Source organism: Frondihabitans sucicola (assembly GCF_030296615.1).
Classification (GTDB): Bacteria; Actinomycetota; Actinomycetes; order Actinomycetales; family Microbacteriaceae; genus Frondihabitans; species Frondihabitans sucicola.
In genome coordinates this window covers 253,776-279,462 of sequence record NZ_AP027733.1, presented here as the reverse complement: position 1 = coordinate 279,462, position 25,687 = coordinate 253,776, and the positions used below count along the sequence as shown (strand labels likewise).

The window sequence follows — 25,687 nt, the reverse complement described above, 5'->3', positions numbered from 1 at the left end:
TCGCCGACCCCCTGCTCGATCGGCGAACCACCACGACGGTACGCCAGCGCGCCAGGCCGGGGGTATCGCGGGTCAGCGCGATGGCGCTGCGGTCGCGTCCGCCCAGGCCCCTGCCGAGGATGACGGCAGGAGGTCGCGACTCGGCGAGGAGGACATGGGGATGTCGGCCACGCGCTCGATGTAGTGCTCGGCCGAGGCTTCCTCCGCCTCGTGGCCCAAGCGAACGATTCTGCTCGTCCGCGTCACCAGGTAGATCGCCCAGACGTGCGGTGCCTCCCCAGCGAAGACGCCGAGGCCGCGGTAACTCTCGTTCATCTCGCGGACGACGATGAAGCGCCCGTGGCGGAGCCTGCCGACGATGAGGTCATTGTGGCTCTCCGCGGTGGCGAAGAAGGTGCCGCCTTGGCGTTCGTGGTCTTCTCGGAGGGCGGCGAGGTCGGTGTAGGTCATGCGACGCTTTCGGTGCTGGCGGGGTCGGATGTGCGGAGGAGGGTCCCGGTGAGGCGGCTCTGGAATCGCTCCCAGAGCCACGCCCGTTCGGGGTCGTCGTCGGCGACGGCGCGGGGCTCGAAGAGGGGCACCGTCACGGACCACAGTTCTGTGACCTGCTCGGTCTTGCGGGAGGCGAGGCGCTTGAACGCCTCGACTGCGAAATCGAGGCTCTCTGCGGGCAGCACGACGCGGTAGGGCAGTTGCGTGGAGCGCTCGTCGTTCACGCGGGTGGTCACGGCGTGGATGTCGCGGGTGGCGAGCACCTGGAGCGCCTTGCGCTCGATCCAGGCGGCATCCCATCCGAAGATGACCTTCACCTTGCCGCCCGTCTCGGGCAGCGCCGCCACCCAGCCCACGCGGCCTGTGCGCTTCACGACGACGAAGTCGCCGGGCTTGGCCTTGCTCACGCCTTCTGGGCCTCGTGCAGGCGCTCGGCCGTCTGGAACTCGGAGAAGGCGCCGCGAGCGTGGCGGGTTGCGAGTTCGAGGTGCGCCATCGACTGCTCGGAGGGGTCCATGCGGAACGACTCGGCAGCAGCCTCGGCGCGACGAGCGGTCGCGTGCATGGTGGTCCGCTTCTCGTCGAGCAGCAGGCGGGTGCTCGTGATGGGCGCGAGGGTCGCGGCGCCGCGGAAGGCACTGGTGCCCTTGGCGAACTCGCCGTAGCGGCCGTCGTTACGGAACTTGCGCCCGGACGCGAGGATGACCTGCGTCTTGGTGTGGCGCTCGACGGTGTCGCGGATGGGTGCGACGCCGTAGGAGGAGATGAAGACCTCTGCCGGGTTCAACCCAGGAGGTGTCGGTGTCGTTGCTCATGGTGTCCTCTCGTGGCGCTGTCCCTCAGTGCCGAGTTCTACAATACACGATTAGTGCGTAACGTCAATTCTTGTCGCGGACCGTCGGCTGCCAGTGCGGGATCGACAGCGTGTTCATCTGGTGCCCGAAGGGGAGCGGTAGCGACGGGCGGCGAAGCGCGCATCGTCGAGGCGCTCCAGGATCGAGTCCCGGAGCGCGTTCATCTCAGCCCCGTCCCTCACGGGCTCCGAGCCGACGAGGACCGCGCGGACCGTCGGGTACTCGATGCCTCCGAAGCGGGCCTCGCCATGAATCTTCATCGGCTCGCTCGGCGAGGTGGCGCGCACGATGTCGTTGCGCCGGACGCTCCACGCCTGCTTCGACATGCCCCCGGTGCGCAGGGCTCTGATGGGCGACGTCAGGTAGCGCCTGAGGTCGGCCTGGAGCGCTGCGGCGACCTCGATGAGACCGTAGCCGACGGTGCCGACCGCGCGGGCGACCTCCTGGAGGTCGGTCTGATGGATGGCGTACAAGACGACTGCCTGGGATGCGGCACTGTCGCCGTTGACCGCGATACGAGCCTCGGGCTCCAGTGAGTTGATGGCGCGGGCGGCTCGCGCGTGGACGTGGAGCATCCACGCGATGGTCTGCTCGTCGAGCCCCTCGTGCCCGTTGATGACGGTGACGCCATCGAACGACCTGGTGGTCGCCGGGAGCGCGCGCCCACTGATGCGGAAGGCGATGTGGCCACGGCCCGACCCCTCGACGACGGGGCGCACGGTGATACCCCTAGGGCCGCGAGGGACCTCGGGCAGGGTTGCATCCGGGTCGGCGGGCTGCCGCATGAGGGGCCCGCTGATGCTCGGCGCGATCGCTCCGCGCGCCGGGTCCTCGGTCTCGTGTGTCGTCATTTCTGGGGTTCTCCCATCCCCGACCCGCTCGCCCCGCCCCTATCGGGCGAGGTTGCGCGGCGTCGCGGTCGGCTCGGTGTCGGTGGGCAGGTGCTCGGCCAGGGCCACGTCGGCCTCGGTGGGGGTGAAGGCGTCGAGCGCGCCGAAGTCGTCGTCGTCGGTGAGGCGCACGACGAAGAGCTGGTGGAGCTGGTTCGGCTTCTCCGTGGCGAGGCGCGCGACCTTCTGGCGGCCCTCGGCCTCGGCGGAGAAGAAGTTCGACTGGCCGGGCTTCTGGCGGTCCGTGCAGACGATGAAGACGGCGGTCGTGGCGGTGCTGGTGGTCATGGTTCAGGCTCCGGGTTCGGTGGTGGTTGCGTGGTCGGCGTCGAGGTCGTGCGTGCCCTGCCAGGCGTCGTGGTCGATGCGGGCGTTCATCTCGGTGTAGGTGCCGTCGGGGCGGATCAGGTAGTCGAGGATGACCTCGGAATCGACGATCAACATCGAGACGTTCCCGTCGGCCCTCAGGGGCCGCACGAGGCGATTTGCCGCGCCGTCGGCCTGTGGGGTCAGGCGTTCCATGGCGTCCCACTGAGCGCCCGTCACGGAGACGGTGGAGGCCATGACGCGGTGGCCGTCGATGAGTGCAGGACGCTCGCGGACGAAGAGGCCCAGGGGCATGTCGGCAAGCAGGTGGAAGCCGATGAGGTCGTCGATGGCCGTGGGGGTCTGCTGGGCGAGGTCACTGTCGTCACCCTCGACGCCGGAGCGGAACTGGCGGACCAAGTACTCGGGGTACTCGGCGCAGATGCGGCGGTAGTGCTGGTCGGCGGTCTCGGGGTTGTCGGTCCAGATGAACTGGGCGTCCCCGGCAGGTGGCTTCTGGTACGTGATGATGTCGATCACGGTGTTCGTGATGGTCATGGTGTCCTCTCGGTTACTGTCCCTCAGCAACTTGAATCTTACAGTACACGAGCCTACCGACATTCGTCACGCATGGTCAAGAAGTGCATCCGCTGAGATGGCAGATTCAGCCGGTCGGAGCCGGTGGGTCGGGGATGGGAGGGCGCGCGAAAGCGCCGAGGCACGCCCCAGTGGACGCGCCCCGGCGCAGACTCAGCTCAGCGGCAGAGGTTCGCCTTGGCGGCGTCGTAGACCGAGTTCGCCGCCGCGGGGGAGAGTGCGCCGTTCGATACGCTCACGGCCTGCCCGACGATCGAGTCCCGGCTCGCGATGCCCGAGTACGAGCAGACGAGATGCCCCATCTTGAGCAGCGTGCCGTCGGCCTGGGTGTCATACGGGCCGATCCCCAGAGCGGAGCGCGCAGAGGTGAGGTACTTCGACTCGGGGGTCACCGGGGCCGCGGCGGGGGCCCTCACCGGCGCGGCCGCAGGGGCGGCGTGCGCGGCCGCGGATGGGGCGTTGGAGGCCTTGGGCGCAGAGGGAGCGGCGGAGGCCGCAGGCGAGGGCGTCGCGGTGGCGACGGGTGTCGCGAGCGAGGCGTACGCCTCCTTGGCGTGCGCGACCTGGTCGAGGGCCTGATCCTTCGCGGCCATCGCCTCCTGGATGGGGCGAACGTAGGACGCGTACACGTACGTGCCCCCAGCCAGCGCCACGGCGAGCGTGAGGCCGACAGCGCCGAGCGCGATCTTGGTGCGGCGGCGCATGGGCGCGCGCGGAGATGAAGGGGTTCGGGTCATGGTGGCCTCTCGTGACGAGTCCCTCTCGTCACGCTCTACAGTACACGCTACTGTAAGAAGCGTCAATTAGCAGGCGCCCTTGGCGACCTGCCCCTCGGCCGAGTTGAAGTGGTAGTCGAGACCGATGGTCGTGCCGATGATGCAGTACCCACCAACGGGAGCGGAGTTCCGCAGCGCGAACGTGGCGCCCATGTTGTCGTCGCTGCCGTACGGGGTGCCGACGTTCGGGCCACCGTACGAGCCGAGCGTCCCCTTCTGGACGTACATGAGGATGCCGCCGTCGCGGGCGGCCTGGGTCTGCGTGGCGAGGAATGCGTCGATCTGCGCCGAGGTGATCCCGCACGGCGCCAGCAGCGCCTTCGTTCGCTGCACGCTGGCCTCCTGGGATGCCACGACGCCGGTGAAGACGTCACGCGAGACGCCGCACTCTCCAGCGGGAGCGTCGATGTCCTGCCCGGTGGCGCTGTCGTGGGTGCGGAGCGTGGTGCCGTTCAGGATGTGCGTCAGGGACCATTGGTCGGTGTCGGACAGGTCACCCGAGAGGAGAGCTGCACGCCGCGGCTGACGCGCACCGACGAGGGCAGCGATGCCGGGTAGGTGCCGTCGGCAGTGACGTTGGCCTCCATGTCGGTCGCCGCGTTGCGGAGATCGGACTGAAGATTCGAGACGGCCGCCTTGTCGCGGTAGGCGTTGAACTGCGGGATCGCGGCGAGGATCAGGAGGGCGGCGATCGCCATATACGCGAGCAGCTCAATGAACGAGAAGCCGCGGTCGCGGATGGGCCGGAGGGTGCTGAGGCGAGGCATGCGGAAGTCCTTGTGGGGTGTGCGGGTCCCCCGACCATACGAAGAGCTACGGAGGCGGCGCCCGGCCCTCGTTCGGGGCACGTGGTCGCTTTTCACACGAAAAGTGAGAGGTTTGATCTCTGAAGGATTGACGCGAACGAAAGTACCCCCACGGATTCCGTGGAGGCACTGTCGTCGAGAACTTGAGGCCTAGGCATTACATCGACGGTAGGCAGCGGTGCGGTCCCTTGGCTCGACCCTCGAATCGGGGCCTCGCTTCGGATTTGAAAGTGAGCGCAGCGGGAATAAGCAACGCCCCCGCGATGGATCGCGGGGGCGTTGCGGGCAATGCCGGGCTGGATTACTCCACGTTGGTGTTGCCGCCGGTCTGGTTCCACGAGGCGTCCCACTTGGCCTTGTAGACGACGCGGTAGCCGCTGTCGTCGGTGTAGGCCATGGTGATCGTCTCGTGGCTCAGGGCCTGGGCGTCGGTGAGGATCGGGTCGCCGTAGCTGTAGAAGTACGTGCTGAAGGCGTAGTACTCCTTGGTCTGAGTGCCCGAGGTCGCGAAGTCGTTGCTCGGGGTCGGTAGCGCGATCTTGGTCGAGCCGATCCACAGCTCGGGGTTGGCTGCCATGTTGTGGCCGTTGTCGCCATCGGAGCTGCTGCCGGGGTAGAGCTTCGTCGTGGCGTTGTTCGAGGTGCGGACGTTGATCATGACGCCCGCGGGGCTGACCGTGACTTCCTGGCCCGTGATGACGGTGGGGTCGTAGGAAATCGCGGGGGTGCCTGCCGGGTTGTCCGGCGTGAAGCCAGTCGAGGCGCTGCTCGACGGGCTGGGGGTGGCCGTCGGCGCGACGCCCATGACGGCGCCGTCCTTGTCGACGGTGTTGATGCCGACGCCGTAGGTCGGGTGGGCGGTGTCCATGGTCGACTCGTAGACGGCGGTGATGTCCGTCTTGGTGCTCGCCGCGGTGATCGAGTAGCCGTTCACGCCGACTGCCGACACGATGAACGGCTTATCGGTGGTCGAGGAGGGCTTGACGGTGTTGACTGCCGCCTGGAGATCGGCGATGTCGAGACCGCCGGACGCCGCGGCGAGGTGGATGCCACCGTTGTCGCCGGTGCGCTTCGACACCTGCCCGATCAGCTCCGCCTCCGCCTTGAGCGACGCGTTGTGGACGTCGTTCTGGAGGTTCGACACGACCGCCTTCTGGCGGTACTGGTTGAACTGCGGAATGGCGGCGAGGACGAGCAGGGCCGCGATCGCCATGTAGGCGAGAAGTTCGATGAAGCTGAAGCCACGGTCGCTGCGACCGAGCGACATGCGTGTGTGGAGGCGTCGCATGAGCGTCCTAACTGGAGAAGGGGGATTACTTCACGGTATGAACGCGCGCGGGCGCGACACCCGCCCCTCGTTCGGGGGCTACGTGCCCGATTTCACACGGTCGTTATGTCGTGCGACGCCGCCACGACACCTCGTGAGCGAGGGCGTCATAGTCCCTAGCGGGGATGTAGCCCACCCCGGAGAGTTCGCGGCGCAGCTCGCGATCGACGAGTGGCCAGAGAGGCAGCTCGTCAGTGCGGTTGCCATACTCGCTCAGCGCGCGTTGGTACGCCCCGGAAAGCCTCTGCCAGAGGCCCCCTCGTGCGCCTGGGTGCGGTCGAGGGTCTCGTTGAAAGTCGGCGCGGTCGGAGCCTTCAAGCGCGCGTCCGCGGCGACTTCGGCGAGGATGCGAGCGACCTCCGCGGCGGGGTCGACGATCGGGGTGCCGGTCTGCTCGGCCCGGTAGACCTCCAGGAGATCGCGGAAGGCCCACTCCAGGGACGAGTTCCGATCCCGCAGCGGCGCGAGGCGCTGCGTGAGCCAGTCGCCCGACTTGTACTCCTCGTGGCCGACGGCGGTGATGCGGCGAACCAGCTCCTCCTGCGACGCGTCGTAGCAGCCCTTCCCGATGAAGTTCAGCTTCTCGGCGATCTCCTCATTGAGGGCGACGACCTTCGCGTGCGCCTCCTTCGTGACGAGGCCGTGATCCGCGACGAGCGCCTCGTCAGAGAGGGCATCGATGGCGGCCTTCCGCTGCTGAGCGGCGAGCCAGTCGGACTGCATGATCTTCGAGGCGAGGGCGTCGGCCTCCACACCCTTGATCCCCGCGCCCCAGAGGACGTGAACGAGTTCGGTGTGGTCGTGCGCCCAGGGGGAGAACGGCGGCTTGTCCGTGGCGTCGGTCATGAATCGCTCCTGGGCTTGTCGGTGGGTCGAGGGCGGAACTCGGTTCGGTGGTTGCCCTTGGTGACGTTCTTCGCGAAGCGGTCTCCGCAGTCGATGCAGAACCAGGGGCGTGAGCGCGGCGCGGCGGGCGCCTTCGGCTTCTTCTCGGTCATGGGATATCCAGGGAGCCAGTGACCACGTGCGAGGTCAGTTCGGGGCGGTAGGCGATCCGGCCGTTCACGGAGGCGTAGGACCCCTCGCGAAGGTTCATGGCGGTGGCGATCTGCCCGGATTCGGCGTCGATGACGACCTCGTACTCCGCGGTGGTCGGCACCGCGCGGACTAGGAAGTGCACGCCGTCGGCCCCGAGCTGCGGGGGAGTCGTGAGCTGGCCGAGGACCTGCGCCTCGACGCTGGCCCGGACCGGCGCCGGAAGGGCGTCCCAGTAGCCGTCGAATGAAGCGTCCGGGATGGAGTAGCCCTCCGGCAGGTAGAGCAGCAGGGCAGTCGTGCAGTGGTCGCGCACCTGGTAGTACTCGCCGTCAGCGACGACCTCGAAGCGTGACGTGCAGCCGTGGTCGCGGATCAGCCCTGCGGACAGGAGCCTCGCATCGGTCATCAGCGCGCCGCCGTCGACGATCCAGAGATTCGGAGCGAGCTTCTCGGCGACCTGGCTGTCGAAGTGGAGGTGGTGCCCGATGGGGTAGCGACCCGGATCGGAGACGGCTCGGATCACCGGACCATGGCCCAGACGTCGGCGGCGTCCGGGAAGCCGATGGCGGAGTCAGGCAGGTCGAGCTTGGCCTGCGCGTCGACAAGCACGGCGAAGACGAGGGCGGAGGTGGCGGTCGATAGGCTCTCGGCGGCCCAGTCGGCGTCCTCGTTGGCCGTGACCACGCGACTCACGCCGTCGAACTGCGCATCGGTGATCATGCCTCGCGAGACGGCGTTGTCCTCGTTCGCCCAGGCCTGGACGCCGTCGTCGTGGACCGGGTAGGCCATGACGGTGACGAGTTCGGAGTGCACCGGGCTGAGGTCGATGTGGATGTCGACGGTGATGATGGGGTCTGCGGTGGTGGTCATGGTGTCCTCTCGTGGCGCGTCCCTCGCGGCACGTGTTCCACAATACACGTAGTGAGCGTGATTTGTCACATTTCACGTGTGCTGTAGGCCAGAAGCGACCGACCTCCGAGACTCCCATCCCCGACCCGCTGCTCTACTCCTCGTCGAAGCGTGCCTTCATGAGATCGGGGCCGTTGGCCTTCCAGTAGTCGAGGGTGCCGCGGCCGCCGCCAGGCCGTGCTTCGTGCGACTCGTCCGTCTCGACGCAGAGGTCGCACTCGCCATAGAGGTGCACGTAAGGCGCCAGGGTGTCGTCATCGTCGAATGAGTCGTTGCGATCCACGAACAAGTGGCACGCGCTGCATTTTTCGTAGGTGACGGTGCCGTCGGCTTCGAGGTGGATTCCGGTGGGCTCGGCGAGGGTGGGGGTGGTGGTCTGCATGATGGGTCTCCTGCTAGTTGGCGAAGGGGCGGACGATGGTGGAGTAGCTGCCGTCGAAGTCGATGGTATGGACGGTGAGGGCGGCTTCGTCGACGATCGTGAGGGTGATCGCATCGAGAGCGCCGGGTGCGGTCTTGATTGACCCCTCCCCGAGGATGGCGACGGCCGCGTACTGGGCGGGCGTCAGGCGCGTGATGTGGGCGTAGGACGTCGGCGATCCCATTGGGTCCCCAGTGGGCCCCATGCCGGGCGCCTGCCAGGCGTGAAGGACCTGCCTCGGCAGCTCCTCGACGAACGCTGCGAACCAGGTGTCCCCGCGTACGTCCGCGGCGCAGTGCGCGCGGTCGTCACGGCTGACGACGTGAATCTCGGTGGTCATGTGGCCCTCTCAAAACCTGTCCCTCAGGTCTTTGTGATTACCGTACATAGAGCCACTGACATTCTTCACGAATGCCGTGTACTGAAAGCAACGCGCGTTACGAATTCGACCGCAGAATGCAGTCGCTCAGGCCGCTCAACAAGCAATTCGCGGGCCGGATGCGGGGACGAGGGGGCATGCGCGATGACGAGCGGATGTGACAAGCAACAGCTTCCCGCGTAGCGTCGACGGGAGCGCGGCGGCCGTCAGTTCGGGTCTGCGGCCGCCGCGCGAGAAGTTGGGCGTCGCAGCATTCGGGTTGCTAGCGGCGCCCGACTTTCACACGGTACTGCGGGGCTCCGCGGATGCTCCCAGCGAGCTTCCATGCAAGCGCATATGCCTCAGCGGAGGTTGCTGCCGGGTGCCGCGCCGGACGAGACGTGCTGCATGGTGACCTGAGGCGTGGCGGAGTCGCCGCTCGGGGCATGGATAGTCACGGCGTGTGGTGGCGGCCCCGCGGGCTCGGATGCGGCCACGATGCCAGCGACAGCGAAGCCTGCGGCCATCGCCGCGCTGACGATCGCGATGACCCGCGTCGGGCGCATCACTCTTCGCAGCCGATCAGGACCAGGCCGGGCCCGGAGCTGGGGTCGTAGCCCTCATCGGCATCCGGCACCTCGACGAAAGGGAACGTCTCGAACTTCCCGTCCGGAAGCCGGTGTCCGATGATGATCCGCACGTCACGGTCCTCGATGTCCCGAGTGAGGCGATCGAGGTCGGCGAGGGTGCGGATCGCACCGACATGAGCGAGGAGGGTCATGCGGCCTGGAGCGTGAGGGCCCGGTACTCGCGGCGCACGTTCTGCGTCTCGTCATCGACCGTCCACGGGTTCGACAGCAGCGTTCCGGGGGTGAAGCCCTTCACCACGATCGCGTCGCCGACATTCGCACGGGCGATGTAGGTCGCCGAGTACGGGCCGCCGACGGTGATGACAGCTTCCGTGAGGTCGGTCATCCGGAGCACGAGCGCGTCGCCGCGATGCTCGATGACCCGGCCCCGCAGGCTGGGCCCGAAGTCGTGCAGGTTCGGGATGTCTTTGGAGCGGCTCATGCTGCCTCCTGCTCGTGGTGCGCGTAGGGCTGGATGGTGCCCCAGAGTTCGTCGATGTCCTTGCCGGGCCAGGTGAAGAAGGTGCCGTAGCAGGTGACGCGCTGGCCGACGGCGAGCGAGACGGCGGCGGGGATCGACTCGTCGGTGACGACAAGTCCGATCTCGCGGCCGTCGTCGGCGATGATCGCCACGGAGACCCCTCCTTCGCTGGCTCCGAAGCCGTGAGGGCGGGACGAGACGACGCCGCTGATGCGGACGCCCTCGGTGACCTTGGCCTTGCCGCTCATCGCTCGACGCTCCGCGCGAGGAACCGCGGGGCACGGCGCTTGGATTCGAACGCGCCTCGCAGGGTTACTCGCTCGCCTCGGCGAAGCGTCGCCATGGGCCAGAAGTCGATACCCGAGGCGTAGACCTCGTGCTCTTCGTGGCCCGATCGGATGCGGAAGGTGACTTCGCTGCCCGTACGTCGGCCGCGGCGCTTCGGCTCCGTAATGACGACCGCATCGAGCGGCTTGGACGGGGCGGGAAGCTGGGCCATAGGGTCCCCCTGGATCGGAACGACTAGATAGCAACATGCTACACTAAGCAGGCGCCAAAGTCGATGTGACTGCGGGGGCGTCGTACAGCCGATCAAGACGTCATTCTTGTGCGTCCGCAGGGGGACCGTCACTGAAGCACTTCCGTCATTGTCGGCGGCCGCACCTAGAGTCCACTCCCGAGAGCAAGAGCGAGGGAGAACCGGCGAATGACCCACCATGCACAAGGGCGCGATCGTGCCCTGGAGATCGTGATCCCCGGCGGTGACGCCCGCCCGCGTATCCATCACGGCGGGCGATGGATCGTACTCGACGGCACCTCGGGCGGTCCGGCGACGAGGGCGCACCTCGGCATCGACGGCGCGCGCGCGATCGCGCATCACTCGCTGGCTCGGGCTATCGCCCAGGCCGCCACACGCGCTCCGAGATAGACGGCCCAGGAACGACGAAGGGCCAGGGGGCGTTCGCCCACCCGGCCCCTCGACCTAGCGCTAGACGAGCTGCTGGTCCTGCTTGCCCTTGATCCACTCCTTGGCCGACGTCTGCATGTTGTGGATCAGCATCGTCGTCACGATCTTGCGAGCCTCGCGGAACGCCTGGGCCCAGGCGACCACGACTGCCAGCTCCTCCGGCGTCAGGACCACGAGCTGGCCCTTCTCCATCACGATCTCGCCCTGCACGCTGACCGTGCGGAAGGACGCGTTGAAGATGACGGCGTCGCTGGCCTCATCGAGGCGTGCTCGGTCCGGGTAGGGGATGGCGTCGAAGTTCCAGTGCGGCACCTCGGGCACGGCGGGGACCTCGGAAGCGCGGAGGATGCCGCCGCCGGGCACGGTCTGAGTGGGGACGGCGAGTTCGAGCCCGAGGCTCGACGCCAGGGCGTCCACGTTGTCGCGGAGGTTCTGGTCGTGGGCGTCGAGGTCGGCTCGGAGCGCGAGGGCGAGGGGCGTCATCTCGGCCGTCGTGACGGCGTCCCAGGGCGAGTCGACACGAACGCCGTCATCGTCGGTGACGAACGTCTCCAGGTGGTTGTCCTCGTCGCGCTTGACGTTCAGCCAGAGCCCGTCGACGTTGACTGCGATGAGCGCTCCGTCGGCGCCCGGGATGTTCAGCCCGTCGATGGGGGAGGCGTTCGACGGCCAGATGGTCGAGGTCGACGTCACGGGGGAAGCGGGGCGGTGAATCGGGTGGTGGAGGGCATGCGCTCACAGTCGTTCGTGGGGTTGGGGTCAACGCGTTAGTGTAGCATGTTGGCAAGCCCGATCCGCCTGCCACGCACCCAGGAGCACCATGCACACCCGACGACGATCCGCCGTGATCCGAGCCGTCGCGATCGCCATCGTCGCCATCGTGATCGTCTCCGTGGGAGCGTCCCTCCTGCTCGGAACTCACAGCATCTGATGACCACCCCCAAGACGGCACTCCTCATCGCCGGAGTCAGCATCCTCGGCGTCGGTGCACTCGGATTCGGAGCGATCGGGGGCGGCGCAGCCTTGGCCGCACCGCAGCTCGTCGTGACGAACCCTGGGCATGCCACCACCTGGCACCCGGCCAAGCTCCCGGGATTCGACTCCCAGAACATCCGTGCCGGGGGGACCGTCACCGAACAGTTCGCCATCGAGAACACGGGCAAAGCCGACATGGCGCTCGACATGCGATTCACGCCAGCGCCTGACACTGCGAAGTACGTCGAGCTGACTCTTCGCGACCTCACCGCCAACAAGACGCTCTACACGGGGCCCGTCGGCGACGGCGTCGTCAAGGCCTACGACGTCGGCCACGGCGCCCCCTCACGCCGGGTCTTCCAGATCACCCTGACCTTCAACGAGGGGCTGCCCGCCGAGCTGCGCGAACATGCCGCATCACCGGACATCTCCATCGAAGCCGAGAGGGCCAAGCCCCATGCCGCGTAATCACCGCTCTGAGGGCCTCCCCACGGGGCTCCTGCCCGCCGTTGGGCGCATCCTGGGCATCATCGGCCTCTGCTCCCTCGGCGCAGCATCTCTCGTTGTCATCGGCAGCGCCGTCCACGACGCGTTTGTCAGCCGGGACGCCGCACAGGCCGTCAACGCAGGGCCCCTCATCAGCATCGTCGACGGCACGACGCCGAACGCGAAGACGCCATCCGGCACCGACTTCCGCGCGCTCGGCGCCACGGCCCCCGCCCCTGGCGCCACGGGGCACTACGACTTCGAGGTGCACCGAGAACTCGACTCGCCCGTCACGATCAAGGTGACTGCCGTGACGGACGACCCGATCATGGAGTCCGCTACCGCGATCGTCATCGACGAAACCAATCCCGACAACCCGAAGATCGTCTACGAGGGCCCCGCAGTGAGAGCGCACTTCTCGAAGACCATCACCAGCAGCAACGCGGTCTTCGACGTCCAGGTCAAGCTGCCTGAAACCGCGCAGGTCGCAGACGGCGCGGCATTCAGCTTCCGGCCCCGCGTGAGCGCGACAGCACAGCGCTAACCGGACATCCCGTCGTCGGCGGCCTATCCCGGTAAGGTCAGGGCCGTGTCAGACGACCAGCAGATCACCAGCACTCTCGCGGGCTCCTACGGCGAGGTCTGGACCCTGCACCCCGGTGTCATCGACGACGAGGCGATCGGAGCGTACGAGGCCGGGCACTGCCTCGCCCTCGCGGTGGCCATCGCGGGCCGCACCGGCTGGAGCGTCCTCATGCACCTGGCCCACTATGACAACGGGCAGCTCGCGCTCGTGCACGCGTGGGCCAAGACGCCCGACGGCTCCCTGGTCGACGTCCTCGGAACGCACGACCGCCGGTTCATCGAGGCATCCCTCGCGCAGAACGAGAGCCTTCACGAGACGCCGAGCGACGAGGCCGCATCCCTCATGGAGTACTTCGAGCCGTTCCTGCCCCGCCAGGACCATTGGCTGGCTGAAACGATGGTGGCGCCCATCCTGGAGAACAAGACGCGCCACGGCGGCCTCTAGGAGGCCAGGAGCTTCGCGGAGCGCCGTCGGCCCAGTCGGGCGGTAGCCCCGACGTACAGGTCACCCAGGAAGGTCGCGAGCTGAGGTGCCACGCCGGGCAGGAGGGGCGTGGTGTCCGTCTCGGGGGAGTCGACATCCAGCAAGAAGACGCAGCCCGAGTCGACATGTAGGCGACCCACGACGCCATCAGTCAGGGCCACGTCGACACTGCCCCAACTCCGATCGATGCGACCACGAGCGGGTTCAGCGATGCAGGTCGGTCGAACGGCGGGCAGCGGGGCGTGGATGGTGCGAGGCATCCGTCTTGTGTAGCACGCCCAGCGCGCTCAGCAGCGCGAGGAGTGCCTGTTGATGTACTCAGAGACGGCGACAGCGATGACTGTTCGATGGCCGCGGTAGGGATTCTGCCGGGAGACCTTCATCTCCATCGCATCCCACCCAAGGGGGACCGTCAATGTGGCGCCGCGCTCCCGAGCGAGGATGGCGTCCTCGAACTGCACGAAGCTCTCCAGGAGGAGTCGCGACGCGTCGCCGTGGAGCGCGCGAACCCATGCGTCGACGGCGACGAAGTCCTCCTGCGTCCAGTGCTCCTCGCCGATCGGGACCACCTGGACAGCGAGTGGCCCGCTGTTCATCTCCACGGCGTAACCCGCAGAAGCCTGGAGCTGACGATTCCTGACACCGAGGCGAAGGCCGCTTTCCATGATGAAGCTCAGCGAGATGTCGCCGACTTCTATCCGGCACGACTCCGGCAGCGGCTTGTCCTTCGACAGCAGCGGGGGCACGGGCATGGTGAGTATCCCGGTGCCCCCACCCACGTTGAGGTTGGTCGTCATGCGGTTGGTCCTGTTCCTTGGCTGCCAAGTCCCACCTAGGCGCTTGAGCGGCGCCGCGTGAAGACAGTCACCACCCGGCGTCAAGCATCTGGGCATTCGAGTGAGCGATCAGGCGAAGCCCCTCGGGCTCCAAGGCCGTCATGGACTGCGCCGCCGCCCGCATCCGTACCCAGAGGTCTAGGGGTCTCGGAGAGAGAGGAATTGCATCTGCTCGACGCGCGCATCGGAGCAGAGGACACGCTACCGAGTTAGCGAGCGACGGGGTGCGCCGACGCGGCCGATAAGCCGCGACGACTCCGCGCGATCTCTCGCACATGCCCCCGCATGTTCCCCCGTTTGTCGAAACGTGATCCACGGTCAGTATTTCCTATCGAGGGGACGAACCTCGCCCCCACAATGGGGGACACACGTTATTCCGAAGTCGTAAAGTGGCAACCTGCTACACTAAGCGTATGCACCCGAAGCGTACCCTCGACCTCTTCGTCGACCACCTGCTCGACTTCCGCGACGATCACATGGTCTGGCTCGACACCCGGAGGGCGCGGGTCGCGTTCTTCGCCGGTATCGCTGCCATGGCCATCGGCTCCCACGTGCTCGCACTGCGGTTCACCCCCAGCTCCTACCTGCACGGACACCTCGGCGCCCTCGCGATCCTCGCCGCCGTCGTCGGCACCGCTGGCTTCGCGGCGGCCCTCTGGGGGCTCCTCAGCCTCAACCGCATCCGCGCCACTCTCAAGGCCCGCGCCGCCCATCCGGCGGGGCGAGGCATCCCCACGACCCTCTCGACGCACTGAAAGCCGCCATGCCCTACGAACCCACCACCACCCTGCCCACCGCTCCAGACACGCGGAAGGCGCGCCCCACCGGCCTGCGCAAGCTCCGTTACATCCTCACCTGGGCACTGGGCATCGCCGTCATCGTCGGCGTGCTGAGCGGCCTCGGCGCGACGCAGTACGAGCACCACATCCAGGCCAGCTACAGCTCGCGTCTCGACGCCTCGTCGGCGAAGCTCTCCGCCGCCACCAAAGCCCTCCGCGAGGCCGACAGCGGCGACAAAGCAACCGCCGACAAGGCGCTGAAAGCTGCCCAGAAGGCCAACCTAGACGTGCGCTCCAGCGCTCCGGGCGACTTCCCGTCGTCGCCGTTCTGGATCGGAACTGGCATCGTCGCGTTCCTGTTCATGATCAACCGGTCCTGGCGCCCCGCCGTCTACGCCGACGAAGCCCCCGCCTCCGCCTAGTCCCGCCAGCACGCGGAAGCGCCCCGACCTTCTGAAGGTCGGGGCGCTTCTGCGTTCGGGCTATGCCGTGGCCAGCGTGACCTCAGGCAGTGCCACTTCCTGCGCGACGGGGGCGGAGACCTTGCGCGTGGCACGCGCCTTAGCGGGAGCCTTGCGGGCCGCCGTGCGGCCGCTCGGCACCGGCTTCGGCTTGACGACGACGTCCGTCAGGACGGAGGCCGCGAGGTAGACCGCCCAGGGCGCGATCACGGCGATGAAGATGCCGCCGACCAGCTCCACGAGCGGGCCATTGGCGCCCTGCGTGTAGACGTGGAGCCCGTTGGCGATGGCGGAGACGCCCGTGAAGAAGAAGGTGCCGAAGACCGCCTTCTTGGCCGCCTTGTACTGGCCGCGGCTCTTCAGGATCAGCTCGCTCAGCTTGTAGAAGACGATGGCGAGATCGATGAACCCAGGGATCGCGAACGCGAAGAGGGGTGAGACGTGGAGCCAGGGCGCGACGGCCAACAGGCCCTGAAAACTGACGATCGATGCGAGCAGGTAGAGCATCGCAACGCCGACGATGAGCACCCGCTGAATCGCGGGGGAGTTGCCGGAGATGCGGGAGGCGGTGCCCGACTTCGGGCGAGCCTTGGCGGCGCGGGCCGCGGTGTTCGTGGTCGACATGGTGTCCTCTCTCGCGAGTGTCCCTCACTCGCTTGATTGCTACAGTACACGCATGACAACTAAGTGTCAACTATTGAAGAGAAGGAGTTCCCGCCGACCCCATGGCGACCCGCGCCCTCCTCTTGCTATGGGGTGGTCGTGGCCGCGTACGCCTGCGTCGGAGTCATGTTGTAGAAGCCGGGCCCGCGACCCAGGACGCCCATGGGGGTCGCGAACGGCAGGTCGGGCTTCTGATTCACCACGCGGACGAGAGCGTGCTGGTCGAGGACGTCCTTGACGTAGATGCTCCCGTGCTCGGACTCCCAGCCAGTGGCGGGCGGCGAGTAGAGGAAGCCGTCGAGAACGCCCTCGGTGTGGCTCGTTGCGAAGAACAAGGAACCGTAGATCGGGCCCCCGGGCATGCGTCGGGTCCCGAAGATGGTGAGGCGGATGATCTCGTCGCCGGTCTCGCGCGCGTCGGCCGTCTCATCCTCGTCTGGCAGGTCGAGGATGTGGTCGGCAGTCAGTGGCTCCAGCTCGGGCAGCACGGCGATGAGTTCGTCGTACTTGCGGCGAAACTGAGCGACGCCGTCGCGGCCGAGCACGATGTCGAGAAAAAGGTTGGAGTCGATGACGTAGCCACCGCCACGCCCGTCGAAGATCACACGGGACCCTTGGGCGTCGGTGGCAAGGATGCCGCTGACCGATACGAGCGACGACGTGCGCTCCAGCGGGTTGTCCTGGTAGGCCAGAGCCGACACCTCGCGACCGTCGGTCATCGCTTCGACGACCTGATGGAAGGGGGCGCGGCTGATGGTGTCGCTGCGCCACGCCATCTGTGCGTAGCCGATCTGTGCTGCCGCAACAGGGTCGCCAGCTTTCGCTTCGACAACGACGGTGATCTCGCTCTGTGCCATGAGTCGACCGTACCGGCGCTAGAGGGAGGGGACCGTCAGTGCGGACCAGTCGACACCGAAGTCGTCGATGGCATCCGCCTTGACCGCGTCGAGAGTCTCGAAGGGGCGCGCGCCGATCAGGCCCGAGCTGAATCGATCAGCCTGCATCTCGGCTCGCCCTTCGCCGACCGTCACGAGTGCGACCTGGAAGCCGAGGTCGTTCGTCTTCTCGCTGCCGTCGACTATCTCGGAGCCGCCGATGAGGAGCGCGTTCATCGAGCGGCGGTCCCTCTCGCGGAACTGTGCGATGACGAAGTGCTGGGTGGTCATGATGATCCTCTCTCGGCCCGTCCCTCGGGCATGAAAACTACAGTACATGCATCCACTGTCATTGTCACCTCCAGATCAAACCCTCAATCACTGGACGAGACTCGCACAGCATGAAAGCGCGCGACACGTGTCGGACACTTGCCTCGCACCCCCATATTGGGTCCCCTTTTTGGCCCACACTGACGGTCCCGTCAGGTAGATTCATAGCTATCAGGGGTTGACGCCCGAGCAATGACTAGAAGGAACTCAAACCTTCGTCGCTGCTTGAGAGCCAACCCGCCCCGCGGCATTGGTCGCGCACGGGCTGAGCGGAACGGTCACTCCAACCAAGAGACTCCGTTCCGGCTCGGCAGGCTCTGTGAAAGTCGCCTCGGGGAACACGCTGATGACTGCTTCGCTTGGGAGCGATGCGGTCGCCATTCGATTTGCCCTGCCCTGGGGCGGCACACGGGGTAGTGGGTGGGGGACAACCCCCGACATCCACTGAACTAGGGGATCAGAGGAAAAAATTGACGCTCTTCGCAGTTGACCTGCCCAACGGTGGCAAGATCACGTTCGAATCGGACCGCAACGTCACGCACGCAGTCGTGCTGTCGCCGCCCGACCTGGCCAAGTGGATCGCCGGAGTCCAGGAGCGCCTGGAGAACGCCCGCTCCATCGTGCGCAGTCTCCACAACGTCAGCAAGCGCATGCGCATCAACCACGCCATCAGCCCCAACGGCGTCGACGTCCTCACGCTCGTCTCCATCGACAAGCCCGACACGATCCTGCTCTCGCACTCCAACACCGAGGAGACCTCGGCCGCCGCCGAGCAGCGCCTCATCCTGAAGGCTCACGCCGAGTACAAGGTCGCGGGCGAGACGGTCAAGAACTGCCGCGAGCTGCTGAAGAACCTCGAAGGCAGGGTTAGCACGGACACCGAGTTCCGCATCCTCGCCACGGGCGGCCCCGAGATCACGAGCCGCATCACGAACCTCAAGCGCTACGAGGAGGAGGGTCGCACCGTCTCCCTCGATCGCGTCGACATCGTCGACGTCAGCACTTCGCAGGAGAGCGACGGCGTCGACACCGTCAAGGCGTAGCCAAGGTCCAGCCGAAAGGCCAGGCGCACCGCTCAGGCGGTCGCGCCTGGCCTTTCCTCATTGTGCGAGGGGAGCGCGTAGATCGCTTCGAGTTCCAGGATCGCCTTGGTTTCGACGGTGATGTGAGCCTGGTTGCGGACGTCTCGCTCGATATCGAGCGTCAGGACATCGAGCACGAGATCGGGGGTGCGTCCGTTCATCGCGACGCGCCGACGGACCGGCGTGAACCGGCTCCGACCGAGAGCGGACAGGACCTCCACCGGCGTACCCGAGGACTCGGCGAGAGCGAGCTGGTCGGGTTCATGCAGGGAGAGAGGGCTGCTCATGGCGAGTGTCCGTTCGGTAGGCGTGCAGATGATTCGGAGCCCCGCGCCGCATCGACGTGGTTCTCATCAAGCGGCGGGCTCACATCCAGAGTAGGGGGCCTAGACGGCATCGCTCGACCGACCTGCTTCACTGATCGCCACTTTTCACCACAACACACCTAAGACATGTGCCACTTGTCTCGTTTTGCATGTACTGTAGACACATGACCTGGAACGCCACACCGATCGGACGGGGACGACCCGCGGGCATCTCCGACGCGGAGTTCTTCACGAACCACGAAGACCTCACCGAGGATGGCGCTTTCCGGCTGCTCGACACCTACTCCACCAAGCGCGCCTTCTACGTCGCGCGCGAGGCACTGTCCGGCTCCCACGAAGACGTGGGCTCGGTCTCGGCCGTCGTGGTGTCCAAGGAGTGGACCCGCAGCGAGTTCGGCTGGAAGGTCGAGCACGAGACCCTCAATCCGGCGCCGATCTACACGACGATCGCTATGCTCGATCGACTCACCCCCACCGAGGACCTCGCGGCCAACATCTGGCGGGAGCGCGCCACGGCATTCGCGCATCGCCCCGTCGCCACCGTCGGCGACACCATCGCGCTCACCGAGCCCCACAAGTTCAGCGACGGCGTCCGGCGAGGGACCTTCGAGGTCGTTGGGCACGGCGAGATGCACAGCCTCGACGACGGACGCACCGTCCGCATCGACGACTGGCGAGAGCGCGAGTACACGATCGTCGCGGTCGCTGCCCAGCCTGACCTCCTCGGCCTCGTCACGGTCGACGACATGGCCGCCGCCGAGACCGCGTCGACCCTCTTCTAGGCCCACCTGGCCCTGGGGCACGCACCCTGGTTGACTCACGACGAAAAACACCCCTGGTGACGGCGTGAGGCCCGTCACCAGGGGAGTCTTGTCAGATGCCGAGGTCCAGCTCGGGCGGCAGAGTCGCCAGCGAGAAGTCGCGCTCAACGTGAAGCGCCAGGAGCCAAGCCGTGTTCGGCGTGGTTGAGCGGCGCTGGAGCTTCTTCGACACGGGGCGGCGATCCAGGGGCAACGCCCACCAGGCCCCGCGCTCCGGGGCGCGGCCGACAATCTGGTAGCGGCGACCCGGCTCCGGGTCGCCTTTCAGACTGACGATCGCGCCCTCGCTGAGCATGTCAGCCGCCGAAGTGGAGGAAGTAGAGGAACCAGGCGGCCTTGCTGATCACGGTTGCGCCGACGATGGTGCCGATGACTGTGAGCACCATGACGCCACGGTCGGTGATGACCAGGCGCGTGCGCGCGATGCGCGGCGCCGTGATCTCGGCGACGTCCTTAGCGTCGGCAGCCTCGATGGCAGGTTCGTTCGCGAGCTGCTCGACCGAGTACTCGGCCTCCCGCTCGACGACGTACTCGGGCTCGGCGGGGCGGTGCAGCGAGGGGCGCACCGGGAAGGGAAGGACGTTGCTCTTGCTCGGAGCGTCGGTGCCCGTGGGGCTTCCCGTGACGGCGGTGCTGGTGCTCATGGATTCCTCTCGCCATCCGTCCCTCGGATGTCTAACGTCTACAGTACACGTTTACTTCTCGCGTCACAAGTAGCTGACCTCAACTTTCAGAGAGCCGATTAGTGTAGCGATTGCGGCACCGATAGATGCGCGATCGCAGGGATCGCGCTACGCTCCGGGTCGAGAGAAGAAGCCCGTCTTCTCAATGGCGAGATCGGGCCGCAACGACGAACGCCCCCTCCGGCTGGGAGGGGGCGTTCGTTCGTGTCGTGCTAGTTGGCCGAGCCGTCCTGCGACGAGGCCTTGGGGGCCTTCGCGGCCACCGGGCGGGCCGGGGCCTGGCGGGCCGCCGCGGCGCCCGCAGCCTGGCCCGTCACGGCGCCGGTGATGAGCGCCGTGAGGTCGAGACCCGTCGTCGCCTTCACCATCTCGGGCAGGCCAGCCATGTTCGACGCGACCTCCTTGGTGACGGCCGATGCGCCGTCGGGGCTGATGACCGTGAAGTTGTCGATGCCCGCGTACGACGACGCGAACGCCTGAGCCATCTCGGGCAGCTTCTCGACGACCAAGGCGGCCAGACCGCTCTGGTCGAGCTTGTTCTGCGCCTCGGCGAGCTTCTGCGTGACCTCCGCCTGGGCGAGACCCTTGGCCTTGATGGCGTCACCGTCGGCGACACCCCGGACGCGCACGACCTCGGCAGCGGCCTTACCAGCAGCCTCGACCGACGCGGCCTCGTTCTCGGCGGCGACCTTGGCGGCCTCGGCCGTCTTGGTGCGCTGGAAGACCTGAGCCTCGACCTCCGCGTTCTTCGAGTCGCGGTCAGCGTTCGCCTTCTGGACCTGGGCGTAAGCGTCGGCCTCGGCGGGCTTGCGGACCTCGATGTTGAGCTTCTGCTCCGCGACCTCTGCCTGAGCGGCAGTCGCGATGCGCTCCTGCTCGGCCACGAGAGCCTCCTGCTCGGCGCGAGCCAGCTCACCAGCGGCCGCGGCCTTCGCCTGGGCGGTGTCGGTCTCGGCCTTGATCGAAGCCTTGCGGAGGTCGAGTTCGAGCTGACGCTCGTTGGTGAGCTGCTCGTTCTCGATCTTCGCCAAGGCGGCGATGCGGTCGGCCTCGGCCTCGCTGACCTCGGCGAGCTGGCGCGCGGTGGCAGCCTCGGCGCGGCCGCGGTCTTGGAGGTAGGTCGAGCCTGGCGTCTCGATGTCGCGGATGTTCAGCGTCTCGATCTGGAGGCCCAGCTCGGCCAGCTCGTCCTTGGTCTCGCCGATGGCCTTGGCGGCCAGCCCGGCGAAGTCCTTGACGAGGTCGTCGACCTTCTTCTGGCCGATGAGGCCGCGCAGGGAGCCTTCGAGGGACTGCTGGACGATGGTCGGAAGCTGCTCCTGCTGCTTGAGGTAGCGCTGGGCCGCCTTGCGGACGCCATCCTCGGTGCCGGTGACCTTGAAGTTCACCGTCGCCTTGACGCCCGTCTTGATGTAGTTGGAGTCCGGCGCCTGGACTTCCACGCCGGTCTGCCGCTGCTCAAGGCTGAGCATGAAGCCTTCCTGGAGGATGGGCCAGACGAATGTGCGGCCGCCGATGATGACCTTCTGCGGGCTCTCGACGCTGGAGCCGTCCTTCCCGCCATCGCGACCGACGACGATGAGCGCGGTGTTCGGCGGGACGCGGCGGACACGGCTGGCCACGAAGGCGAGCAGCGCCACGATGATGATGACTGCGACCACGACGGTGATCACGGTCATGGTGCCGGAAGTGAAGTCCATGCGGGCTTCCTCTCGTTAGGGGATGGTCTTGGGGTGGTCAGGCCTGGGGGTCGTCGATCGGCTCGACGAGCACCCGGTGGCCCGACTCGCTGACGACACGGATGCGTGCGCCGCGAGGGATCGGGGTGTCGCTGTACGCCTGGCGCCGGGCCAGTTCGCGGACGTCGTCGAGGGTGACCTCGCCGAAGGTCGGCTCGATGGGGCTCATCGCCCTCCCGGTGAATCCGACGGGGGAGTGGTAGCCGCCCGACTCGCGCTTCGTGACGCTGCGGACGAAGGCCTGCACGATCACCACAGTCAGGGCGGCTCCAGCGATCGCGATGACCCAGGTGGCCCACTGCGGGAGGCCGTTGGCGTCCGTGATGACTCCGGCGAGGCCGAAGATCGACATGGCCGTGCCGAGAGCCACGCCGGACACGAGCCCCTCGCCGATGTCGAAGATGTCCAGGATGTCGCCGATGATGATGCTCACGAGGAGCAGACCGAGGCCGACGCCGCCGACAATGATGAACGGCAGCATCAGGCGGCCTTCGCATCCTGGGCAGCGAGCGATCGAGCGGCCTTGAGTCGGCGAAGGCGCTCGGCCTCGTAGGCCGTGTCGAAGCGGTTGGCGCCCATGAGGCCCGCGGTGACGGTGCCGCCGTCGTGACGCCAGTCGGCGGCGATGGTGACCGCCTCTCCGAGCTTGACGGTGCGTGCCCCGTCGGCAGTGATGACCTGCCACTTGGAGCGCTCTGTGTCGCGGACGAGGGTGGAGCCGTCGATGGACTCGGCGTGCTTGAGGATCATGCGGGGTGTGACTCCGTCTCGGAGATGCGCGAGCACGGGTGCTGCGGCTGTGGTCGAGGAGCCCTATCGGGCCCTAGACCTTCGGGCATCTCTACAGTACACCATGTGAGGGTCATTCGTCATCTGGATGGACGACGGTAGCGTTCTTGACGAAGCGCATATGCATATGTACTGTAAGGCGCGTCCACTGTTCATCACGACACCCGAGAGGAGATGACGATGGGAAAGAGTCGCGCCCGCAAGGGCGGTGCCAAGAAGGTTCCCGGCTACGCCACCTGGTCCAACCCAGAACGCGTCGAGTGGGATCGCCTCAGACGCCGAAGTGGCGCCGCAAGCGGTCACCAGGGTCCGAAGGACCGCCCCCGCTCCACCCAACGCTCCGAAGCGATCGCCGCCTCGGGGCGTTGGTCCTTTTCGGGCCTAGTTCGGTCAGGCCGCGCGAACCGGTCGCAGAGGTTCTCCCATCCCCGACCCGCTCGCCTTCGAAGAACCTTTCGAGTTTCCGTGAATGACCGACACGCGAATAACTATAGTTACCCGTTAGACAGCAAAACAAAGTAAGGTGTACTGCATGACGCTCATGTATCCCGCACGATCGCTGGCTCGCCACACGGCGGCCGTCATGGAGTTCCTGCGCCAGCCCTTCGAGGGTCTGCGCGACTTCGACGACACCATCTCTGGTCTCCAGGCCGCCCGCGGCGACCTCGCGATGATCCAGGAGATGAACGGCAGCATCGAGGCGATCGAGTCCGTGGTCGAGAAGGTCGACCACGCCCTCACGCTGATCATGGCCTACGACGGCTCGGCTGAGCAGATGCCCGCCGATGCCCAGGGTGCCTACGACGACGCCGAGTATGCCCTCGCGACGCTGGAGAAGCGAGTCGGCATCAAGGTGTCGCGCAAGGTCGAGATCGGCAACAAGCCGAACTGGCCGGACGCCGAGACCATCGCCACGATGCCCTCGGTCGCCACCGGCGCCTAGCTAGACCCAGTCGGGCTCTGCCTCGACGAGCGCCGCCTCGCGTCGGTCCTCCCAAGCCTTGTGCTCGGCGGCCACGCGGGCGGCGCTTTCTGCTGCCACCTTCCGGTAGCGCTTGTCGCCGATGAGGTACGCGTGCCAGAACGCGCAGTACTGCGAGAGCGCGAACATGGGGATGGCGATCAGCGTCAGCATGATGCCGAGCTTCGACATGCTGGGGTGGCTGAGCCCGAAGCCCGCGAGCATCATCCCGAGCACGCCCGGGATGTACCAGAACGCGTATCGGCGGACTCGGCCCGCGACGGCCCACGAGGCCTTGAAGCGGGGCTTCATCGAGCGACCTCGGAAGAGCCCGATGAGCCACGTCGGCCACGTGAAGAGCATGCAGACGGGGATGAGCAGGACCAGTGCGCCTGCGAGCTTGATGTAGTCCATGGTTCCCTCTCGTGAGCCGTCCCTCGGCTCCGTTAGGTCTTACAGTACACGCTCGGTCCGTTTGTCACAAGTCGGTCGCGGGACGAATCTCCACGCCGGGACCGTTCAACCCGCCGAGGATCATCGACTCTCCGTCGTCCGCGATCGTCAGGACGTGGCCGAGGGCGGCCTCCGTGGTGACGGCAGTGCCCTCCGACTCGGGACGGCGGTCGATCCACACCAGCGTCACGTTGACCCAGGAGGCGTCGGCCTCCAGCGCCCCGATGAAGCGCTCGATGGCGGGCTCATCCACGCCGTCGATGACGACCAGTACACGAAGGGAGTCGATGGACGCGGCGATGGTGCCGACGACGCGCTCGGCATCTGCTTCGCCGCCGACGTCCTGCGCGTCGAGGTCGTGCACGATGTCCGCCTGCTCGCGGAGTGAGTCGAGGGTCACGGCCAGGGCGGCCCCGTCTTGGACCCCGAAGCGCTGCCGGACGTGCAGGTGCGCGCCAGGGCTCGTCCTGATGGTCTTCCTGTTCACGATGCCGACGGCGTAGCTCGGCGCGTCATCTCCGGAGACCTCCAGGCGCGCGATGCGACGCCGGAAGCCGTTCGGCGTCACCCCAGCCGCCTCCGCGTACACGGTGATCGGGATGGCCGTATCGCCGGAGGCGGCGAGCGTCAGCTCATCTTCGACACCCTGGAGAGTCGCCTTGATCTCGGTGATGAGGGCGAGGCCTGTGATGGCGGCACCCTCCTGCGTGACGTCACCGATCCCCAGGACCGTGCGGAGGTCCTGGACGCGCGGCTCAAGCGCCTCGGTCAGGCGCAGAGCTTCAGTGATTCTGTTCGCAGGCAAGCGAACCTCCGGGAAGCGTGAGGGAACTCAGGATGCACGAACGCGAATAGGCGCACCTGAGGGGTGCTTACAAACCAATCAGATCAGCATAGGAATGGCAAACGCCAAAACGGGGGTGACCCAGAGCTACGACGCCCGAGACGCCGAGCCGAGAGCGGCGAGCACCTTCTCGGCAGCCGCCGGGCTCGCGGCCTCATCGGCGCTGATGTAGTAACCATTGCCGGACTCCCAGTGGAGGATCAGCAGGTTGTAGTCGCTGGCCTGCCCAGCCCGCATCACGTGACCGACGGCCTCGCCTTCGCGAGTTGGCCGGTGGGTGAGGTCCATGCCTGCGACGAGCTTCTCGACCTCGTCGTGCGTGAGGCCCTGCTGCCCGAACTGGGCAAGGTACTGGTCATCGCCGGTCCACGCGTCGAGCTGCTTCTCGACATCGACGCGGGCCGCCGCCACGCGGGCGTCGAGCTGCATCTGCGGGCCGAGGTGTGCGTAGAAGACGGCCAACCCGAGCCAGGCCACGAACGCCGCGGTCGCGCCGACCGATTCCAACACCGGCCGCTCCGACTGCATGTTGATGCGCGAGAGCGTGAAGATGAAGCCGCCGATTCCGAGGAGTCCGCCGACGCCGAGAACCAGGAGGAAGAGGCCGTAATCGAATCCCTGGATGAGCGGGAAGTCGAAGGCGTGGACGGCGAGCGGAGTCATG

At 67.0% G+C, this 25,687-nt stretch carries 44 protein-coding genes; 9 read left to right on the top strand and 35 right to left on the bottom strand.

Annotated features, from left to right (window positions below):
• Positions 1–72: 72 nt before the first annotated feature.
• The 20 genes from QUE79_RS23670 to QUE79_RS23575 all read right to left on the bottom strand — a co-directional run bounded on the left by QUE79_RS23670 (position 73) and on the right by QUE79_RS23575 (position 10,383).
• Complete coding sequence (locus tag QUE79_RS23670) at positions 73–450, bottom strand: hypothetical protein (RefSeq protein WP_286346949.1); 378 nt, start codon at positions 448–450, stop codon at positions 73–75.
• Positions 447–899, bottom strand: a complete 453-nt coding sequence (locus QUE79_RS23665) for a hypothetical protein (protein ID WP_286346948.1) — start codon at positions 897–899, stop codon at positions 447–449. The genes QUE79_RS23670 and QUE79_RS23665 overlap by 4 nt, the downstream gene beginning before the upstream one ends.
• The gene (locus tag QUE79_RS23660) at positions 896–1,279 is read right to left on the bottom strand and encodes a hypothetical protein (protein WP_286346947.1); all 384 of its coding nucleotides are present in this window, start codon (positions 1,277–1,279) and stop codon (positions 896–898) included. The genes QUE79_RS23665 and QUE79_RS23660 overlap by 4 nt, the downstream gene beginning before the upstream one ends.
• 141 nt (positions 1,280–1,420) lie before the next feature.
• Positions 1,421–2,197, bottom strand: coding sequence for a hypothetical protein (locus tag QUE79_RS23655; RefSeq protein WP_286346946.1), 777 nt, complete (start codon positions 2,195–2,197; stop codon positions 1,421–1,423).
• 39 nt (positions 2,198–2,236) lie between these two features.
• The gene (locus QUE79_RS23650) at positions 2,237–2,524 is read right to left on the bottom strand and encodes a hypothetical protein (RefSeq protein ID WP_286346945.1); all 288 of its coding nucleotides are present in this window, start codon (positions 2,522–2,524) and stop codon (positions 2,237–2,239) included.
• A gap of 3 nt (positions 2,525–2,527) precedes the next feature.
• Positions 2,528–3,100 (bottom strand): hypothetical protein, encoded by a 573-nt coding sequence (locus tag QUE79_RS23645; RefSeq protein WP_286346944.1) that lies wholly within the window; start codon positions 3,098–3,100, stop codon positions 2,528–2,530.
• Positions 3,101–3,297: 197 nt separating this feature from the next.
• Entirely contained in the window at positions 3,298–3,876 is a 579-nt protein-coding gene (locus QUE79_RS23640) for a hypothetical protein (RefSeq protein WP_286346943.1), read from the bottom strand.
• A 66-nt stretch (positions 3,877–3,942) separates the two neighbouring features.
• Positions 3,943–4,248 carry a hypothetical protein gene (locus QUE79_RS23635; RefSeq protein ID WP_286346942.1) on the bottom strand — a complete coding sequence of 102 codons (306 nt, stop codon included), beginning with the start codon at positions 4,246–4,248 and terminating at the stop codon, positions 3,943–3,945.
• 131 nt (positions 4,249–4,379) lie between these two features.
• Positions 4,380–4,682, bottom strand: coding sequence for a prepilin-type N-terminal cleavage/methylation domain-containing protein (locus QUE79_RS23630; RefSeq protein ID WP_286346941.1), 303 nt, complete (start codon positions 4,680–4,682; stop codon positions 4,380–4,382).
• A gap of 340 nt (positions 4,683–5,022) precedes the next feature.
• Positions 5,023–6,009, bottom strand: a complete 987-nt coding sequence (locus QUE79_RS23625) for a prepilin-type N-terminal cleavage/methylation domain-containing protein (protein WP_286346940.1) — start codon at positions 6,007–6,009, stop codon at positions 5,023–5,025.
• Positions 6,010–6,261: 252 nt separating this feature from the next.
• Positions 6,262–6,894: a hypothetical protein gene (locus tag QUE79_RS23620; protein WP_286346939.1), complete on the bottom strand. Its 633-nt coding sequence runs from the start codon at positions 6,892–6,894 to the stop codon at positions 6,262–6,264.
• Positions 6,891–7,046 (bottom strand): hypothetical protein, encoded by a 156-nt coding sequence (locus QUE79_RS23615; RefSeq protein WP_286346938.1) that lies wholly within the window; start codon positions 7,044–7,046, stop codon positions 6,891–6,893. Before QUE79_RS23615 ends, QUE79_RS23620 begins: the two co-directional genes overlap by 4 nt.
• The gene (locus QUE79_RS23610; protein ID WP_286346937.1) at positions 7,043–7,609 is read right to left on the bottom strand and encodes a hypothetical protein; all 567 of its coding nucleotides are present in this window, start codon (positions 7,607–7,609) and stop codon (positions 7,043–7,045) included. Before QUE79_RS23610 ends, QUE79_RS23615 begins: the two co-directional genes overlap by 4 nt.
• On the bottom strand, positions 7,606–7,956 hold the full coding sequence (locus QUE79_RS23605; RefSeq protein WP_286346936.1) for a hypothetical protein: 351 nt from the start codon (positions 7,954–7,956) through the stop codon (positions 7,606–7,608). Before QUE79_RS23605 ends, QUE79_RS23610 begins: the two co-directional genes overlap by 4 nt.
• 133 nt (positions 7,957–8,089) lie before the next feature.
• A complete protein-coding gene (locus QUE79_RS23600; protein ID WP_286346935.1) occupies positions 8,090–8,377 on the bottom strand; it encodes a hypothetical protein in 288 nt (95 codons plus the stop codon).
• Between the two features lie 13 nt (positions 8,378–8,390).
• On the bottom strand, positions 8,391–8,756 hold the full coding sequence (locus QUE79_RS23595; RefSeq protein WP_286346934.1) for a hypothetical protein: 366 nt from the start codon (positions 8,754–8,756) through the stop codon (positions 8,391–8,393).
• 583 nt (positions 8,757–9,339) lie between these two features.
• On the bottom strand, positions 9,340–9,555 hold the full coding sequence (locus tag QUE79_RS23590; protein WP_286346933.1) for a hypothetical protein: 216 nt from the start codon (positions 9,553–9,555) through the stop codon (positions 9,340–9,342).
• Entirely contained in the window at positions 9,552–9,845 is a 294-nt protein-coding gene (locus QUE79_RS23585) for a hypothetical protein (RefSeq protein ID WP_286346932.1), read from the bottom strand. The genes QUE79_RS23590 and QUE79_RS23585 overlap by 4 nt, the downstream gene beginning before the upstream one ends.
• A complete protein-coding gene (locus QUE79_RS23580; RefSeq protein WP_286346931.1) occupies positions 9,842–10,132 on the bottom strand; it encodes a hypothetical protein in 291 nt (96 codons plus the stop codon). The genes QUE79_RS23585 and QUE79_RS23580 overlap by 4 nt, the downstream gene beginning before the upstream one ends.
• Complete coding sequence (locus QUE79_RS23575) at positions 10,129–10,383, bottom strand: hypothetical protein (protein WP_286346930.1); 255 nt, start codon at positions 10,381–10,383, stop codon at positions 10,129–10,131. Before QUE79_RS23575 ends, QUE79_RS23580 begins: the two co-directional genes overlap by 4 nt.
• Before the next feature lie 207 nt (positions 10,384–10,590).
• Here QUE79_RS23575 and QUE79_RS23570 point away from each other — a divergent pair, with 207 nt between their 5' ends.
• A complete protein-coding gene (locus QUE79_RS23570; RefSeq protein WP_286346929.1) occupies positions 10,591–10,812 on the top strand; it encodes a hypothetical protein in 222 nt (73 codons plus the stop codon).
• Between the two features lie 60 nt (positions 10,813–10,872).
• On the opposite strand, the gene QUE79_RS23565 is transcribed toward QUE79_RS23570, so the two are convergent.
• Positions 10,873–11,544 carry a hypothetical protein gene (locus tag QUE79_RS23565; RefSeq protein WP_286346928.1) on the bottom strand — a complete coding sequence of 224 codons (672 nt, stop codon included), beginning with the start codon at positions 11,542–11,544 and terminating at the stop codon, positions 10,873–10,875.
• Positions 11,545–11,781: 237 nt separating this feature from the next.
• Here QUE79_RS23565 and QUE79_RS23560 point away from each other — a divergent pair, with 237 nt between their 5' ends.
• The 3 genes from QUE79_RS23560 to QUE79_RS23550 are packed head-to-tail and all read left to right on the top strand — an operon-like array spanning position 11,782 to position 13,342.
• A complete protein-coding gene (locus QUE79_RS23560) occupies positions 11,782–12,294 on the top strand; it encodes a hypothetical protein (protein ID WP_286346927.1) in 513 nt (170 codons plus the stop codon).
• A complete protein-coding gene (locus QUE79_RS23555; RefSeq protein WP_286346926.1) occupies positions 12,284–12,856 on the top strand; it encodes a hypothetical protein in 573 nt (190 codons plus the stop codon). Before QUE79_RS23560 ends, QUE79_RS23555 begins: the two co-directional genes overlap by 11 nt.
• A gap of 45 nt (positions 12,857–12,901) precedes the next feature.
• Positions 12,902–13,342, top strand: a complete 441-nt coding sequence (locus QUE79_RS23550; protein ID WP_286346925.1) for a hypothetical protein — start codon at positions 12,902–12,904, stop codon at positions 13,340–13,342.
• Here QUE79_RS23550 and QUE79_RS23545 read toward each other — a convergent pair.
• Together QUE79_RS23545 and QUE79_RS23540 are read right to left on the bottom strand one after the other, a co-directional pair.
• Positions 13,339–13,641, bottom strand: a complete 303-nt coding sequence (locus QUE79_RS23545; RefSeq protein ID WP_286346924.1) for a hypothetical protein — start codon at positions 13,639–13,641, stop codon at positions 13,339–13,341. The genes QUE79_RS23550 and QUE79_RS23545 overlap by 4 nt on opposite strands.
• 27 nt (positions 13,642–13,668) lie before the next feature.
• The gene (locus QUE79_RS23540) at positions 13,669–14,178 is read right to left on the bottom strand and encodes a hypothetical protein (RefSeq protein WP_286346923.1); all 510 of its coding nucleotides are present in this window, start codon (positions 14,176–14,178) and stop codon (positions 13,669–13,671) included.
• 452 nt (positions 14,179–14,630) lie between these two features.
• Between QUE79_RS23540 and QUE79_RS23535 the strand changes: the two genes are divergently transcribed.
• The gene (locus QUE79_RS23535) at positions 14,631–14,972 is read left to right on the top strand and encodes a hypothetical protein (protein ID WP_286346922.1); all 342 of its coding nucleotides are present in this window, start codon (positions 14,631–14,633) and stop codon (positions 14,970–14,972) included.
• An 8-nt stretch (positions 14,973–14,980) separates the two neighbouring features.
• Entirely contained in the window at positions 14,981–15,418 is a 438-nt protein-coding gene (locus QUE79_RS23530) for a hypothetical protein (protein ID WP_286346921.1), read from the top strand.
• 60 nt (positions 15,419–15,478) lie between these two features.
• Here the strand turns inward: QUE79_RS23530 and QUE79_RS23525 are convergent, their stop codons facing one another.
• From QUE79_RS23525 to QUE79_RS23515, 3 genes are all read right to left on the bottom strand, one after another.
• A complete protein-coding gene (locus QUE79_RS23525) occupies positions 15,479–16,081 on the bottom strand; it encodes a DUF2637 domain-containing protein (protein WP_286346920.1) in 603 nt (200 codons plus the stop codon).
• Positions 16,082–16,206: 125 nt separating this feature from the next.
• Positions 16,207–16,977 (bottom strand): hypothetical protein, encoded by a 771-nt coding sequence (locus tag QUE79_RS23520; RefSeq protein WP_286346919.1) that lies wholly within the window; start codon positions 16,975–16,977, stop codon positions 16,207–16,209.
• 18 nt (positions 16,978–16,995) lie between these two features.
• Positions 16,996–17,286, bottom strand: coding sequence for a hypothetical protein (locus QUE79_RS23515; RefSeq protein ID WP_286346918.1), 291 nt, complete (start codon positions 17,284–17,286; stop codon positions 16,996–16,998).
• Between the two features lie 509 nt (positions 17,287–17,795).
• Here QUE79_RS23515 and QUE79_RS23510 point away from each other — a divergent pair.
• Positions 17,796–18,368: a hypothetical protein gene (locus QUE79_RS23510; protein WP_286346917.1), complete on the top strand. Its 573-nt coding sequence runs from the start codon at positions 17,796–17,798 to the stop codon at positions 18,366–18,368.
• A gap of 32 nt (positions 18,369–18,400) precedes the next feature.
• On the opposite strand, the gene QUE79_RS23505 is transcribed toward QUE79_RS23510, so the two are convergent.
• A complete protein-coding gene (locus QUE79_RS23505) occupies positions 18,401–18,694 on the bottom strand; it encodes a hypothetical protein (RefSeq protein WP_286346916.1) in 294 nt (97 codons plus the stop codon).
• 203 nt (positions 18,695–18,897) lie between these two features.
• On the opposite strand from QUE79_RS23505, the gene QUE79_RS23500 reads away from it, so the two are divergent.
• Positions 18,898–19,515: a DUF6927 domain-containing protein gene (locus tag QUE79_RS23500; RefSeq protein WP_286346915.1), complete on the top strand. Its 618-nt coding sequence runs from the start codon at positions 18,898–18,900 to the stop codon at positions 19,513–19,515.
• A 91-nt stretch (positions 19,516–19,606) separates the two neighbouring features.
• Here QUE79_RS23500 and QUE79_RS23495 read toward each other — a convergent pair whose 3' ends face one another.
• The 5 genes from QUE79_RS23495 to QUE79_RS23475 form a co-directional block, all read right to left on the bottom strand.
• The gene (locus tag QUE79_RS23495) at positions 19,607–19,849 is read right to left on the bottom strand and encodes a hypothetical protein (protein WP_286346914.1); all 243 of its coding nucleotides are present in this window, start codon (positions 19,847–19,849) and stop codon (positions 19,607–19,609) included.
• A gap of 1 nt (position 19,850) precedes the next feature.
• The gene (locus QUE79_RS23490; protein WP_286346913.1) at positions 19,851–20,198 is read right to left on the bottom strand and encodes a hypothetical protein; all 348 of its coding nucleotides are present in this window, start codon (positions 20,196–20,198) and stop codon (positions 19,851–19,853) included.
• Between the two features lie 251 nt (positions 20,199–20,449).
• Positions 20,450–21,937: a flotillin family protein gene (locus tag QUE79_RS23485; RefSeq protein WP_286346912.1), complete on the bottom strand. Its 1,488-nt coding sequence runs from the start codon at positions 21,935–21,937 to the stop codon at positions 20,450–20,452.
• A 37-nt stretch (positions 21,938–21,974) separates the two neighbouring features.
• Positions 21,975–22,457, bottom strand: a complete 483-nt coding sequence (locus QUE79_RS23480; RefSeq protein WP_286346911.1) for an NfeD C-terminal domain-containing protein — start codon at positions 22,455–22,457, stop codon at positions 21,975–21,977.
• Positions 22,457–22,726 carry a hypothetical protein gene (locus QUE79_RS23475; protein ID WP_286346910.1) on the bottom strand — a complete coding sequence of 90 codons (270 nt, stop codon included), beginning with the start codon at positions 22,724–22,726 and terminating at the stop codon, positions 22,457–22,459. Before QUE79_RS23475 ends, QUE79_RS23480 begins: the two co-directional genes overlap by 1 nt.
• Positions 22,727–23,297: 571 nt before the next feature.
• On the opposite strand from QUE79_RS23475, the gene QUE79_RS23470 reads away from it, so the two are divergent.
• Entirely contained in the window at positions 23,298–23,708 is a 411-nt protein-coding gene (locus tag QUE79_RS23470; protein ID WP_286346909.1) for a hypothetical protein, read from the top strand.
• Here the strand turns inward: QUE79_RS23470 and QUE79_RS23465 are convergent, their stop codons facing one another.
• From QUE79_RS23465 to QUE79_RS23455, 3 genes are all read right to left on the bottom strand, one after another.
• Positions 23,709–24,140: a hypothetical protein gene (locus QUE79_RS23465; protein WP_286346908.1), complete on the bottom strand. Its 432-nt coding sequence runs from the start codon at positions 24,138–24,140 to the stop codon at positions 23,709–23,711.
• 64 nt (positions 24,141–24,204) lie between these two features.
• The gene (locus QUE79_RS23460; protein WP_286346907.1) at positions 24,205–24,984 is read right to left on the bottom strand and encodes a hypothetical protein; all 780 of its coding nucleotides are present in this window, start codon (positions 24,982–24,984) and stop codon (positions 24,205–24,207) included.
• A 126-nt stretch (positions 24,985–25,110) separates the two neighbouring features.
• Complete coding sequence (locus tag QUE79_RS23455; RefSeq protein WP_286346906.1) at positions 25,111–25,686, bottom strand: hypothetical protein; 576 nt, start codon at positions 25,684–25,686, stop codon at positions 25,111–25,113.
• Position 25,687 lies beyond the last annotated feature (1 nt).